This is a genomic window from Janthinobacterium sp. FT14W (assembly GCF_009208755.1).
Lineage (GTDB): Bacteria > Pseudomonadota > Gammaproteobacteria > Burkholderiales > Burkholderiaceae_D > Janthinobacterium > Janthinobacterium violaceinigrum.
The window spans coordinates 241830-255384 of record NZ_WFLL01000002.1; the positions used below are offsets into that span (position 1 = coordinate 241830).

Below are 13555 nucleotides of genomic sequence, written 5' to 3' on the forward strand. Positions count from 1 at the left end.
ACTTTTTGACCATGGAGTATCATGAACACCGCATCCGCTACCCTGCCCAAGTCCCTTGCCGTGATCGCATTGTGCTGGAGTTCGCTGTTGCCGGTGCAGGCGCAGGCTCAGGAGTCGAAGATCGCCTGGATCAGCAGCGAACGTATTTATAACGAATCAAGGCTGGCCAAGCTGGCCAGCGCCAAGCTGGCCGAAGAGTTCCGCTCGCGCGAAAAGGCCGTGCAGGAACTGGCGGCCCGCTTCAAGGTCGCCAACGAAGCGCTGGAAAAGGATATGCCGACCCTGAGCGAGGCGGAGCGCGCCAAGCGCCAGCGCGAGTTTTTCGAGCTGGACAAGGAGCTGCAACGCCGTCAGCGCGAGTTCCGCGAAGACCTGAGCCAGCGCACGAACGAAGAGCGCAGCGCCATCGCGGAAAAAGCCAACACCATCATCCAGCAGATGGCGCATATCGAAGGATATGACATCGTGCTGCAGGAAGCCCTGTGGGCCAGCCCGCGCATCGACATTACCGACAAGGTCTTGAAGGCGCTGGACAAGTAATCGACACGGTTTGAAGCCTGCCAGTGCATGCGCTGCGTGCACTGGCAGGCGTATTTATAAAGGTAATCAGATGGGCACTCGACTAGGAGACTTGGTCGAACGCTTCGGTGGGCAATTGGCGGGAGATCCCAACCTGGAAGTGACAGGGATCGCACCGCTGGCCGACGCCGGCGCTTCGCACATCAGCTTTCTCAGCAATAGTAAATTCCGCGCACAGGCCGCCCAGAGCGGCGCCGCCGCGCTGATCCTCACGCCGGCCGACGACGCGCTGATCGGCGCCGAGTACGCAGGCGCGCGCATCGTCACACCGAATCCCTATGTCTATTTCGCGCGCGCGGCGCAGTATTTTGCCGCCCTGCACGATATCAAGGCCCCGGCCGGCATCCATCCGAGCGCCTTTGTGGACGCCAGCGCGCAAGTTGACGCCAGCGCCTCCATCGGCGTGCACGCGGTGATCGAAGCGGGCGCCGTGATTGGCGCCGGCTGCGTCATCGGCCCTGGCTGCGTGGTCGGCCGCGATGCCGTCATCGGCGCGGGCACGCAACTGCTGGCCAACGTGACGTTCCATGCGCGCTGCGTGATCGGCCGGCGCGGCATCATCCATTCGGGCGCCGTGATCGGCACCGACGGCTTCGGCTTCGCCAACGAAGGCGGCGTGTACATCAAGATCCCGCAGACGGGCAGGGTGGTGATCGGTGACGATGTCGACATCGGCGCCAACACCACCATCGACCGCGGCGCACTGGCCGACACCATCATCGAAGACGGCGTCAAGCTCGATAACCAGATCCAGATTGGCCACAACTGCCATATCGGCGCGCATACGGCCATGGCCGGCTGCGTCGGCGTGGCCGGCAGCGCCATCATCGGCAAGTACTGCACCTTCGGCGGCGCCGCCATGGTGCTGGGCCATTTGACGATCGCCGACCGCGTCCACGTGGGCTCGGGCAGCATGGTCTCGCGCTCGATCGCGGAACCGGGCCAGTACACGGGTTTTTATCCGCTGGCCAAGAACGCCGACTGGGAAAAGAGCGCCGCCATCGTGCGCAACCTGTCAAGCATGCGCGAGAAGATCCGCACGCTTGAAAAAACAATTAAAACACTGACCACGCAAGACGAAAAATGACTACTGAAAAAAAGACCCTCGATATCCTGGCCATCAAATCGCTGCTGCCGCACCGCTATCCGCTGCTGCTGGTTGACCGCGTACTGGACTGGGAAGCGGACAAGACCATCACCGCCATCAAGAACGTGACGGTGAACGAAGAGTTCTTCCAGGGGCACTTCCCGCACAAGCCGGTCATGCCGGGCGTGCTGATGATCGAAGCGCTGGCACAGACGGCGGCCTTGCTGTCGTTCCTGTCGATGGGCGTGAAACCGGACGAGAATTCGGTGGTGTACTTCGTCGGCATCGACAATGCGCGCTTCAAGCGTCCTGTCGAACCGGGCGACCAGCTGAAGATGGACGTGGAAATCCTGCGCGTCTCGCGCGGTATCTGGAAATACAAGGCAGTCGGTTCCGTCGACGGCAAAGTGGCGCTGGAAGCGGAACTGATGTGCACCATCCGCAGCGCGCAGGATGCGAGCCAGTCTGCGAGCCAGCCAGCGGGGCAGTAATGGCGGCCATCCACTCCACGGCAGTCATCGATCCGAAGGCCGAGCTCGACAGCTCGGTCGAGGTGGGTCCGTACACCATCATCGGTCCGCACGTGCGCATCGGCGCCGGTACCAAGGTCGGCCCGCACGTGGTCATCGACGGCCATACGACGATCGGCAGCGACAACCACCTGTTCCAGTTTTCCTCCATCGGCGCGCAGCCGCAGGATAAGAAATGGGCGGGCGAGGCGACGCGCCTGGAAATCGGCGACCGCAACACCATCCGCGAATTCTGCACATTCAACACGGGAACCGTGCAGGGCGGCGGCGTGACGCGCCTGGGCAACGACAACTGGATTTCGGCGTATGTGCACCTGGCGCACGACTGCCTGGTGGGCAACAACACGATTTTCTCGAACAATGCCCAGCTGGCGGGCCACGTGGAAATCGGCGACTGGGTCATCATGAGCGGTTTCGCCAATGTGCACCAGTTCTGCAAGATCGGCGCGCACGCCTTTGTCGGCATGAGCACCAGCCTGACGCAGGACGTGCCGCCGTTCGTGCTGTTGAACGGCAATCCGGCGCAGGCGCATGGCGTGAATATCGAAGGCCTGAAGCGCCGCGGCTTTACGCGCGAGCAGATCAACGGCATCCGCGCCGCGTATAAAATCATCTACCGTTCGGGACTGACCCTGGAAGAATCCAAGGCAGCCCTGTTCGAAGAAGAAGCGGCGTCGTCGCCCGAAGTGGCGGAACACATTCGCGCCATGCGCGAATTCCTTGGCGTGGCGTCGCGTGGCATCGTCCGCTGACCAGTCCAGCGGCCTGTCGGTCGCCATCGTCGCCGGCGAGGTGTCGGGCGACCTGCTGGCCAGCCGGCTGCTGTCCGGCCTCGTGCCGCAGCTGCCCGGCGCGCGCTTCCACGGCATCGGCGGCGAGCACATGGCCAAACAGGGCTTTGTTTCCGACTGGCCGCTGGACAAGCTGACGGTACGGGGCCTGTTCGAGATCATTCCCCGCTACCGCGAAATCAAGGGCATCCAGAACGCGCTGCGCGACCAGCTGCTGGCCGAGCGGCCCGCCGTCTTCATCGGCGCCGACTATCCTGGCTTCAACCTGGGGCTGGAGCAGCAGCTGAAGGAAGGCGGCATCCCCACCGTGCACTATATCGGGCCGCAGATCTGGGCCTGGCGCGGCGGACGCATCAAGAAAATCATCAAGGCCGTCTCGCACATGCTGGTGATCTTCCCGTTCGAGCAAGAGATCTACCGCAAGGCGGGCGTGCCCGTCACCTATGTCGGCCATCCGCTGGCCGAAATGATCCCCCTGCAGCCCGACGAGGCGGCCGCGCGCCGCACCCTGGGCTTGCCGGAAAACGCCAATGTGGTGACCCTGATGCCGGGCAGCCGCATGGGCGAACTCAAATACAATGCGGTGGCGTTCGTGGCCGCCTGCAAGCTGCTGCTGGCGCGCGACCGTTCCCTGCGCTTCGTCGCGCCCATGGCCGGAGAAAAGCAGCGCCAGTACTTTTTGCAGCTGGTCCGCGAAGCGGGCCTGCAGGACGTCGAGATATTGCTGACCGATGGCGGCTCGCACACGGCCATCTGCGCCGCCGATGCGGTGCTGGTGGCGTCCGGTACGGCGTCGCTGGAAGTGGCGCTGTACAAGAAGCCCATGGTCATCGCCTACAAGATGATGCGTGCCTCGTGGGAAATCATGCGCCACATGGGTTACCAGCCGTGGATAGGCTTGCCGAACATCCTGGCGCGCGACTACCTGGTGCCCGAGCTGCTGCAGAACGCGGCCAGCCCCGAAGCGCTGGCCGAGGCCATGTGGCGGCAGCTGAGCGACGTGCCCGGGCGCCTGCGCCTGGTGCAGCGCTTCACGGACATGCATCACAGCCTGCTGCGCGACAGTGCGCGCGAGAGCGCCAACGCGGTCATGCAGGTCATTACCGCCAACCGCAAGTAGCTCCCGATCACCGCTGCAACCGCAGTACCAACCAAAGATTCAACGTGAAAAATATCTATCCCGGCCTGTTTGACGACTTGCCATTCTCGCCCGACGAAATCGTCTGCGGCGTCGACGAAGCAGGGCGCGGCCCGCTGGCCGGCCCCGTCTTCGCCGCCGCCGTGATCCTCGATCCGCGCCAGCCCATCGACGGCTTGCGCGATTCGAAAAAGCTCACCGAAGCCAAACGCGACCTGCTGGCGCCGCAGATCAAGGCCAAGGCCCTGGCCTGGGCCATTGCCGAAGCGTCGGAAGAGGAAATCGACCGCCTGAACATCCTGCAGGCATCGATGCTGGCCATGCGCCGCGCTGTCGAGGCCTTGGCGACCGTGCCGACCCTGGCCCTGATCGACGGCAACCGCTGTCCCGTGATGCCGATACGCGGCATGGCCATCGTCGGCGGCGACGACAAGGTCGATTCGATTTCCGCCGCCTCCATCCTGGCCAAGACGGCGCGCGACGCGGCCCTCGTGCACCTGCACGCGGCCTATCCCGAGTACTGCTTCGACCAGCACAAGGGCTATGGCACCAAGCTGCACCTGGAGCGGCTGCACCTGCACGGCGCCTCGCCCGTGCACCGCCGCTCGTTCGCGCCCGTGCGCAATGTCATTGCGCTGTTTGGCGCGCAGGAGGTGGCGGCATGAAGACCATCACTTCGCGCGACAATGCGCAATACAAGGATTTGCTGAAGCTGGCGGGCAGTTCGCAGGCGCGCCGCAAATCGGGCCGCACCCTGCTCGATGGCGTGCACCTGTGCCAGTCCTACCTGCAGCTGCGCGGCATGCCGGAACAATGCATCGTCAGCGAAAGCGCCTTGCAGAACCCGGAAGTGGCGGACATCGTCGGCCAGCTGGAAAGCCAGCGCGCGCACGTACTGGGCTTGCCCGACGCGCTGTACAAGGCGGTGAGCCAGGTGGAACACGGCGTGGGAGTGATGTTCCTCATCGAGACGCCGGAACGGGCCGTCACGCAGCCGCTGAGCGTGTCGGCCGTGCTGCTCGATAATCTGCAAGACCCGGGCAACGTGGGCTCCATCCTGCGCAGCGCGGCGGCCGCCGGCATCACGCAGGTGTACTGCAGCGCCGGGACGGCGTTCTGCTGGTCGCCGAAGGTGCTGCGCGCGGCGATGGGCGCGCACTTCGTGCTCGACATCTTTGAAAACGTCGACCTGGCCGCGCTGGTTGCCAGCGCGAAGGTGGCGACCCTGGCCACCAGCGGCTATGCCACGCAGCGCTTGTACGACGTCGACCTGCGCCAGCCCGTGGCCTGGCTGTTCGGCCATGAAGGGCAGGGCGTGGCGGACGACCTGCTGTCGATGGCCACGCACCAGGTGGTCATTCCCCACCTGGGCCAGATCGAATCGCTGAACGTGGCCGCCTGCGCCGCCGTGTGCTTCTTCGAACAGCTGCGCCAGGGCCAGTCCTGACACGTTGAAAGCCAAGCCCGCCATGCCTGACCATCAAGTTCTGCCTTTGCTCGCCGACGGTGCCACGCGTGACGAGGCCTGGTGGCGCCAGGCGGCGGCGTTTTATCCCGCGCCGCCGGACGCCATCGTCAATCTCGAACACGGCTATTTCGGCGCCATGGCCGCCCCCGTGCAAGCGGCCTTCGAGCAGGCCGTGCGCTACACGAATGAGCAGCTGAGTCCTTTCGTGCGCGGCGAATTCACGCGCACGCATGTGGATATTCTGCGCCAGCGTGTCGCTGAACTGATCCATGCCGAACCGCACGAGATCCTGCTGACGCGCAGCGGCACCGAGTCCATGCAGGTGCTGATCACGCAATACCATGGCTTGGCGCCCGGCGATACCGTGCTGTGGAGTAATCTCGACTATCCTGCCATGCGCACGGCGATGCGCTGGCTTACGCAGCGCCGCGGCGTCACCAGCACGCAAGTCGCATTGCCCTTGCCCATCAGCGATGACGAGATCGTCGCCAGCTACGCGCAAGCCATGCGCCAGGCCGTCCAGCCCAGATTGCTGCTGCTGTCGCAGGTGGCGCCGGCCAACGGCCAGCAACTGCCGGTGCGGGAAATCATGGTACTGGCGCGCGCACATGGCATCGACGTGCTGCTCGACAGCGCCCATGCGCTGGGGCAGGTCGACGTGGACGTGCAGGCCATGGGCGTCGATTTCGCCGGTTTCAATCTGCACAAATGGCTGGGCGCGCCGGCGGGACTGGGAGTCGTGTACATCCGCGCCTCGCAGCTGCACAAGATCGAGCCGCATTTTGGCGACGACGATTATGCGCCAACGGATATCCGCAGCCGCCTGCACATGGGCATGCCGCCGATCGGCGCCATCCTGGCCGCGCCTGCCGCACTGGACTTCCATGCGCGCCTGGGCGGCACGCCGGCCAAGACGGAACGCCTGGCCTGGCTGCGTACGTACTGGGTCAGCCGCACCGCGCAACTGCCCGGCGTGCGGCTGCTGTCGCCGCTCGATGCGAAGCGGGGCACGGCGCTGGTGGCCTTTGCCGTCGACGGCATGCGTGCGCGGGAACTGCAACAGGCTTTATTGCACCGCTTCGGCGTGTTTACCGTCGAACGCAATATCGGCGATGCCGATGTCGTGCGCGCCACGGTGGCCATCACGACGCAGACCAGCGAACTCGATCAGCTGGTCGCCGCGCTGACGGTGCTTTCGAGCGAAACGAACGCCTGACAAAACCGTAGCGAGCGGAAGGGAGAGGTGGCCGAGAAGCGCAACCGTACTTCTAGTACGGTGAGCATCGCAAGCCGCCCATACCGACGCGCAGCAGGTTTGGTCAAGCGTTCTAGTACTCGCGGCGGTTCGGCTTGATCTCTTGCAGGATCGTCGTGGAGATCTCTTCGATCGACTTGGTGGTCGAGGAGAGCCAGCGGATGCCCTCGCGTTTCATCATTTTTTCCGCCTCGTTGACCTCGTAACGGCAATTTTCGATGGCCGCATACTTGCTTCCAGCGCGTCTTTCGTTGCGTATTTCCGACAAACGTTCGGGCGTAATGCTCAATCCAAAAATTTTATTCTTAAATTCCAGCAGGGCCGAAGGCAGCTTCTCGCGCTCGAAATCGTCGGGAATCAGCGGATAATTGGCCGCCTTGATGCCGTATTGCATGGCGAGGTACAGGCTGGTCGGGGTCTTGCCAGAGCGGGAAACACCCACCAGAATGACATCGGCCGAGGACAGGTTCTTGTGCGACTGGCCGTCGTCGTGCGCCAGCGAATAGTTGATCGCCTCGATGCGGTTCTTGTACTCCTCGCTGTCGACGATATTGTGCGAACGCCCGATGGTATGGGTCGACATCACGCCCAGTTCCTGCTCCAGCGGGGCGACAAAGGTCTGGATCAGGTCCATGTGCATGCCGCTGGACTTGCGGATCACGGCCGACAGGTCGTTCTTCACCAGCGTTGAGAAAATGATCGGACGCTGGCCATCGGCGGCGAACGCTTCGTTGATCTTGCGCGCCGCCTCGTAGGCCTTGTCCATGGTATCGATGAAGGGCAGGCGGATCTGGCGGAAGCGCAGATCGAACTGCGTCAGCACCGAGTGGCCGAACGTCTCGGCGGTGATGCCGGTGCCGTCGGAAACGAAGAAGACGGTGCGGGCCGCGGAGGGCAGAGGGGGGCGTGGATCTTGTGTCATGGGTTTTCGGATCGAGATTGTGCGTCGTCAATTTGCGCCGCACAAGGTAAAATGGCTGCAACGGTATGATTGTGCTGCACGACGCCAAGAATAACAAGAAGACTGTCTGTGCGCCGCGCGTAAAGATTTCTATCATCAGTAAGGGTGTCATTATGACTAACGCAGTATCGCAACAGCAGGAAGACAAGGACGCGGTGTATGTTGCCTCGTTCGAGCATTTGCGCATGACGGATGTCGAATCCGTCGGCGGCAAGAACGCCTCCCTGGGCGAAATGATCAGCCAGCTGGCGGAAGCCGGCGTACGCGTGCCTGGCGGCTTTGCCACCACGGCGCAGGCATTCCGCGACTTCCTGTCGTATAGCGCCAACGGCGGCTTGCCGCTGGCCGAACGCATCGCCCAGCGCCTGGAAGGGCTGGACATCGATGACGTGCGTTCGCTGGCGCAAGCCGGTGCCGAGATCCGTCAATGGATCGTGGAAACGCCATTCCAGCCACGCCTGGCTGCCGAAATCGACCAGTTCTACGCCAAGCTGGTGGCCGATTCCGACACGGAAATGTCGTTTGCCGTGCGCTCGTCGGCCACGGCGGAAGACTTGCCGGACGCTTCTTTTGCCGGTCAGCAAGAAACCTTCCTGAACGTGGTCGGCATCGACAATGTGCTCGACGCCATGAAACAGGTGTTCGCGTCGCTGTACAACGACCGCGCCATCTCCTACCGCGTGCACAAGGGTTTCACGCATGCTGAAGTGGCCCTGTCGGCCGGCGTGCAGCGCATGGTGCGCTCCGACCTGGGTGCGGCCGGCGTGATGTTTACCATCGACACGGAATCGGGCTTCAAGGACGTGGTCTTCGTCACTTCCAGTTATGGCCTGGGCGAAACCGTGGTGCAGGGCGCCGTCAATCCCGACGAATTCTATGTGCACAAGCCGATGCTGGAAAAAGGCAAGTCGCCCGTGATCCGCCGCAATATCGGCTCGAAGCTGCTGAAGATGGAATTCACGAACGAAGCGAAAGCCGGCCGTTCCGTGAAAACCGTCGACGTGCCCGTCGAAATGCGCAACCGCTACTCGCTGAACGACAGCGAAGTGGTGGAGCTGGCAAAGTACGCCGTCATCATCGAGAGCCACTACGGCCGTCCGATGGACATCGAGTGGGGCAAGGATGGCCGCGACGGCAAGCTGTACATCCTGCAAGCGCGTCCGGAAACCGTCAAGTCGCAGCAAAAGGCAAGCGATGTGCAGGAGCGCTTCAAGCTGAAAAGCACGGGCACCGTGCTGACGTCCGGCCGTGCCATCGGCCAGAAGATCGGCGCCGGCCCCGTGCGCGTGATCCACGACCCGGCCGACATGGAGCGCGTGCAGCCTGGCGACGTCCTCGTTGCCGACATGACGGACCCGAACTGGGAGCCGGTCATGAAGCGCGCGTCGGCCATCGTCACCAACCGTGGCGGTCGCACTTGCCACGCGGCAATTATTGCGCGTGAGCTGGGCGTGCCGGCCGTCGTCGGCTGCGGCAACGCCACCGACGTGCTGAAAGACGGCACCTTCGTCACCGTCGTGTGCTCCGAAGGCGACGAGGGCAAGATCTACGATGGCTTGCTGGAAACGGAAGTGTCGGAAGTGTCGCGCGGCGAATTGCCGAAGCTCGACACCAAGATCATGCTCAACGTGGGCAATCCGCAACTGGCGTTCGACTTCCAGTCCGTGCCGAATGCGGGCGTGGGCCTGGCGCGCCTGGAATTCATCATCAATAACAATATTGGTGTGCATCCGCGCGCGATCCTCGAATACCCGAACATCGATGCCGACCTGAAAAAGGCCGTGGAATCGGTGGCGCGCGGCCACGCTTCGCCAAAGGCGTTCTATATCGATAAGCTGGCCGAAGGCATCGCCACCATCGCCGCCGCGTTCTGGCCGAAAAAAGTCATCGTGCGCCTGTCCGACTTCAAGTCGAACGAGTACAAGAAGCTGATCGGCGGTTCGCGCTACGAGCCGGACGAGGAAAACCCGATGCTGGGCTTCCGCGGCGCGGCGCGCTACCTGTCGGCCGACTTCTCCGAAGCGTTCAACATGGAATGCGAAGCGATGAAGCGCGTGCGCAACGACATGGGCCTGACCAACGTGGAAATCATGGTGCCCTTCGTGCGCACCCTGGGCCAGGCCGAGAAAGTCATCGACTTGCTGGCGAAGAATGGCTTGAAACGGGGCGAGAACGAGCTGCGCGTCATCATGATGTGCGAAGTGCCGTCGAACGCCATCCTGGCCGATCAGTTCCTCGACCATTTCGACGGCTTCTCGATCGGTTCGAACGACCTGACCCAGCTGACTCTGGGCCTGGACCGCGATTCCGGCATGGAGTTGCTGGCGGCCGATTTCGACGAGCGCGATCCCGCCGTGAAAGCCCTGCTGGCCCTGGCCATCAAGGCTTGCCTGGCACGCGGCAAGTACATCGGCATTTGCGGCCAGGGTCCTTCCGACCATCCGGACTTCGCCGTCTGGCTGATGGAGCAGGGCATTGAATCGATGTCGCTGAATCCGGACTCGGTGATCGACACCTGGCAGAAGCTCGCTGCGCTGAAAGCGTAAGCGTCTTGTCCGCCTTCTGAAAACCCGCTGCCATTGACCTGGCAGCGGGTTTTTTTATGCCAGCCATGCCGGCGAGGCGATCACCATGCGGCGCACGCCTGTATTCGATGGCTTTGCGCCAGATCAGCTAAAATGATTCCACCAATACATTGAAACGGGAGTTCTCATGGCAAGCAAGAAACCGAGCAAAGCTGCAAAGATCGACATCGGCATTTCCGAAGCGGACCGCGCGAAGATCGCGGAAGGCCTGTCCGGCCTGCTGGCCGACAGCTACACCTTGTACCTGATGACCCATAACTTTCACTGGAACGTCAAGGGGCCCATGTTCAACACCCTGCACCTGATGTTCATGACGCAATACACGGAGCAGTGGGGCGCGCTCGACCTGATCGCCGAACGCATCCGTGCCCTCGGTTATCCGGCGCCGGGCACGTACAAGGAATTCGTCAAGCTGGCGTCGATCAAGGAAATCGACGGCGTGCCGCCGGCGCTGGACATGGTCAGCCACCTGGTGGCGGCACAGGAAGCGACCGCGCGCACGGCGCGCCGCCTGTTCCCGCTGCTGGAAAAGGCCAATGACCAGCCGACGGCCGACCTGATCACGCAGCGCCTCGATCTGCATGAAAAGACGGCGTGGATGCTGCGCAGCCTGCTGGAAGAGTAATTGCCGGGCTGGCGGCGTTAATTCGCCCCCGGCTATTGACGCCATCAGGAATTGCGTTAGACTGCTTGTATATAGGTGTTTGGCAAGAATAATATCAGGCAGTACTGCGCATTAAACCCCGTCGCTTATATAGGCCGCGGGGTTTTTTATTTTCGGATTCATAAAGATGGAGGCATCATGGCTGAATGGGTGGGCTGGTTTGTGGCGGCTGGCGCGGTATTGATCCTGGAGCTGTTTACTGGCACGTTTTATCTGCTGATGATCGCCATCGGCATCGGTGCAGGAGGATTGGTGGCGCTGGCGGGCGGCAATGGCAGCTGGCAGGCCCTGACGGCCGCCATTGTCGGCGTGGCGGCCACGTTATTACTGCGGCGCAGCCGTTTTGGCAAGGCGGCGCGGCGCGATGCGGCGCAGGACCCGAATGTGAATCTCGATATCGGCCAGAGCGTGACGGTTGCGCATTGGGTCGATGGCGCCGCGCGCGTCATGTATCGCGGCGCCTTGTGGGACGTGGAACTGATTCCCGGCAGCGATACGCAGGCGGGTCATTACACCATCCGCGCCGTGCGTGGCAGCCGTTTGATTGTTGGATAACCTGGAGAGTAGATTATGGAAGTAAGCATCGGAAGCGTCTCGCTGATCTTGTTATTGCTGGCATTGGTGTTTGTCTTCAAGACCGTCAATGTGGTGCCGCAGCAGCATGCCTGGGTAGTGGAGCGCCTGGGCAAGTTCCATGCGGTATTGGGTCCCGGCCTGAATATCGTCGTGCCCTTTGTGGACCGCATCGCTTACAAGCATGTGCTCAAGGAAATCCCGCTCGACGTGCCGCCGCAGGTATGCATTACGCGCGACAATACGCAATTGCAGGTCGATGGCATTCTGTATTTCCAGATTACCGACGCCATGCGTGCTTCATATGGTTCGTCGAATTATATTGCCGCCATTACGCAACTGGCGCAAACGACCTTGCGTTCGGTGATCGGTAAAATGGAACTCGACAAGACATTTGAAGAGCGCGACCACATCAATACGGCCATCGTGAATGCCATCGATGAATCGGCGGCGAATTGGGGTGTCAAGGTATTGCGTTATGAAATCAAGGATTTGACGCCGCCCAAGGAAATACTGCATGCGATGCAGGCGCAGATTACGGCCGAGCGCGAGAAGCGTGCCCTGATTGCCGCCTCGGAAGGGCGCAAGCAGGAACAGATCAATATCGCCAGCGGCGAGCGCGAAGCGGCGATTGCCCGCTCGGAAGGTGAAAAGCAGGCATCGATCAATCGCGCCGAAGGCCAGGCCACGGCCATCGTTGCGCTGGCGCAGGCCAGTGCCGAAGCGCTGCGCCAGGTGGGCGCCGCCATCCGCGAACCGGGCGGCGAGGATGCCGTCAACCTGAAAGTGGCCGAGCAGTATGTGGGCGCATTCGCGCAATTGGCGAAAACGAATAACTCGATTATCGTGCCGGCCAATCTGGGCGACATGAGCGGTTTGATCGCCACGGCGATGCAGGTGGTAAAAACGCAGAAGCCGAAAGGCGGTGTGGCTATTCCCTGATTGCCTGCCGGCCTGGTGAGTGGCAAGTCCGTAGCAAGTTTGTCGCCAATACTGCCCGCCTTATGGCGGGCAGTTTGCATTTGCGCTGCCTGGAATATATGGCGATGCCGGGGCAGCGGTATCTGCGTCCGGAACAGTAACATTGAAAATCTTTTCTTCATGTTATGCTGTGCACATTTTCGGGGCTATATGCTCTGCCGTGCGGCGCTTGTTTTTTCGATTGGAATAGAATCTGCTGCTCAAGCATGGCGATGATTGTGCCGATATCTGCGAGGAATACCAAGACGGTGTTTTGATGGCGCGATGTGCAATTGGCGATAGTATTGCCTCCATATATATATTTTCAATTGCCATTTGTAATTACTATAAATTGCAATGAAACAAAAAGTGCTGCAGAATAAATACTGCCGATGGTGCCGTATTGAATCGCAGGCGCACAAAGCAGAGTCGCCTGCGCAGCTTGTGCATGCGCGGTGGCAGTTCCCGGGATTGAGGATTTTCAGTGCTTGAAAGCCGGGGAGAGTCGGGTTCTTGGTAAAAGAATTGTAAAAAACAATCAAATCTTAAGAAAAATCACCTCAGTCGCGTTACAATTGGATAGAATTTAACTGTTCAGTTATATTTTTCAACTCACACAAGGAAATATCATGGATCTGTCCAGCTTATCCCTGTCCGAACTGCGTACCTTGCAGGACGACATCAAGAAACAAATGAAGAAACGCGAACAAGACGATCTGTCCAAAGCGCGCGAGCAAATCCTGGCGATCGCCCAGAGCGTGGGCGTTTCCGTAAAAGATCTGGTCGGCACGGGTATTCGCGCTAAAACCGGCACCGTCGCAGTACGTTATCGCAATCCGGATGATGCGACGCAGCAGTGGACTGGCCGTGGCCGTCAACCGAAATGGGTCAAAGAGTGGACCGATTCGGGCAAGTCGCGTGATCTGCTGAAGGTTTGATCCTGAAGGGTTAAAAAACCGTTCAT

Annotated in this window: 14 protein-coding genes; 13 read left to right on the forward strand and 1 reads right to left on the reverse strand. The window is 61.3% G+C overall.

The window, feature by feature from the left end; genetic code table 11:
* The first annotated feature begins 21 nt into the window (after positions 1 to 21).
* The 8 genes from GCN74_RS03265 (at position 22) to GCN74_RS03300 (ending at position 6809) form a co-directional block, all read left to right on the forward strand.
* Positions 22 to 540, forward strand: a complete 519-nt coding sequence (locus tag GCN74_RS03265; protein ID WP_071324020.1) for an OmpH family outer membrane protein — start codon at positions 22 to 24, stop codon at positions 538 to 540.
* A 70-nt stretch (positions 541 to 610) separates the two neighbouring features.
* The gene (lpxD, locus tag GCN74_RS03270; protein WP_152255334.1) at positions 611 to 1666 is read left to right on the forward strand and encodes a UDP-3-O-(3-hydroxymyristoyl)glucosamine N-acyltransferase; all 1056 of its coding nucleotides are present in this window, start codon (positions 611 to 613) and stop codon (positions 1664 to 1666) included.
* Positions 1663 to 2157: a 3-hydroxyacyl-ACP dehydratase FabZ gene (gene fabZ / locus GCN74_RS03275; protein WP_152255335.1), complete on the forward strand. Its 495-nt coding sequence runs from the start codon at positions 1663 to 1665 to the stop codon at positions 2155 to 2157. Before lpxD ends, fabZ begins: the two co-directional genes overlap by 4 nt.
* Positions 2157 to 2948, forward strand: coding sequence for an acyl-ACP--UDP-N-acetylglucosamine O-acyltransferase (lpxA, locus tag GCN74_RS03280; RefSeq protein WP_152255336.1), 792 nt, complete (start codon positions 2157 to 2159; stop codon positions 2946 to 2948). The genes fabZ and lpxA overlap by 1 nt, the downstream gene beginning before the upstream one ends.
* Positions 2932 to 4107 carry a lipid-A-disaccharide synthase gene (gene lpxB / locus GCN74_RS03285; RefSeq protein WP_152255337.1) on the forward strand — a complete coding sequence of 392 codons (1176 nt, stop codon included), beginning with the start codon at positions 2932 to 2934 and terminating at the stop codon, positions 4105 to 4107. The genes lpxA and lpxB overlap by 17 nt, the downstream gene beginning before the upstream one ends.
* A 44-nt stretch (positions 4108 to 4151) precedes the next feature.
* On the forward strand, positions 4152 to 4790 hold the full coding sequence (gene rnhB, locus GCN74_RS03290; protein ID WP_152255338.1) for a ribonuclease HII: 639 nt from the start codon (positions 4152 to 4154) through the stop codon (positions 4788 to 4790).
* The gene (locus tag GCN74_RS03295; protein ID WP_152255339.1) at positions 4787 to 5572 is read left to right on the forward strand and encodes a TrmH family RNA methyltransferase; all 786 of its coding nucleotides are present in this window, start codon (positions 4787 to 4789) and stop codon (positions 5570 to 5572) included. The genes rnhB and GCN74_RS03295 overlap by 4 nt, the downstream gene beginning before the upstream one ends.
* A 22-nt stretch (positions 5573 to 5594) precedes the next feature.
* On the forward strand, positions 5595 to 6809 hold the full coding sequence (locus GCN74_RS03300) for an aminotransferase class V-fold PLP-dependent enzyme (RefSeq protein WP_152255340.1): 1215 nt from the start codon (positions 5595 to 5597) through the stop codon (positions 6807 to 6809).
* Positions 6810 to 6921: 112 nt separating this feature from the next.
* Here the strand turns inward: GCN74_RS03300 and GCN74_RS03305 are convergent, their stop codons facing one another.
* Positions 6922 to 7770 (reverse strand): pyruvate, water dikinase regulatory protein, encoded by an 849-nt coding sequence (locus GCN74_RS03305; RefSeq protein ID WP_152255341.1) that lies wholly within the window; start codon positions 7768 to 7770, stop codon positions 6922 to 6924.
* A gap of 152 nt (positions 7771 to 7922) precedes the next feature.
* On the opposite strand from GCN74_RS03305, the gene ppsA reads away from it, so the two are divergent.
* The 5 genes from ppsA to GCN74_RS03330 all read left to right on the forward strand — a co-directional run bounded on the left by ppsA (position 7923) and on the right by GCN74_RS03330 (position 13529).
* Positions 7923 to 10355 carry a phosphoenolpyruvate synthase gene (gene ppsA / locus GCN74_RS03310; RefSeq protein WP_152255342.1) on the forward strand — a complete coding sequence of 811 codons (2433 nt, stop codon included), beginning with the start codon at positions 7923 to 7925 and terminating at the stop codon, positions 10353 to 10355.
* A gap of 166 nt (positions 10356 to 10521) precedes the next feature.
* The gene (locus tag GCN74_RS03315; RefSeq protein ID WP_152255343.1) at positions 10522 to 11019 is read left to right on the forward strand and encodes a Dps family protein; all 498 of its coding nucleotides are present in this window, start codon (positions 10522 to 10524) and stop codon (positions 11017 to 11019) included.
* Between the two features lie 177 nt (positions 11020 to 11196).
* Positions 11197 to 11613, forward strand: a complete 417-nt coding sequence (locus GCN74_RS03320; protein ID WP_152255344.1) for an NfeD family protein — start codon at positions 11197 to 11199, stop codon at positions 11611 to 11613.
* A 15-nt stretch (positions 11614 to 11628) separates the two neighbouring features.
* Positions 11629 to 12573: an SPFH domain-containing protein gene (locus tag GCN74_RS03325; RefSeq protein WP_034752220.1), complete on the forward strand. Its 945-nt coding sequence runs from the start codon at positions 11629 to 11631 to the stop codon at positions 12571 to 12573.
* A 647-nt stretch (positions 12574 to 13220) separates the two neighbouring features.
* Complete coding sequence (locus GCN74_RS03330; protein ID WP_010397665.1) at positions 13221 to 13529, forward strand: H-NS family nucleoid-associated regulatory protein; 309 nt, start codon at positions 13221 to 13223, stop codon at positions 13527 to 13529.
* Positions 13530 to 13555: the final 26 nt, after the last annotated feature.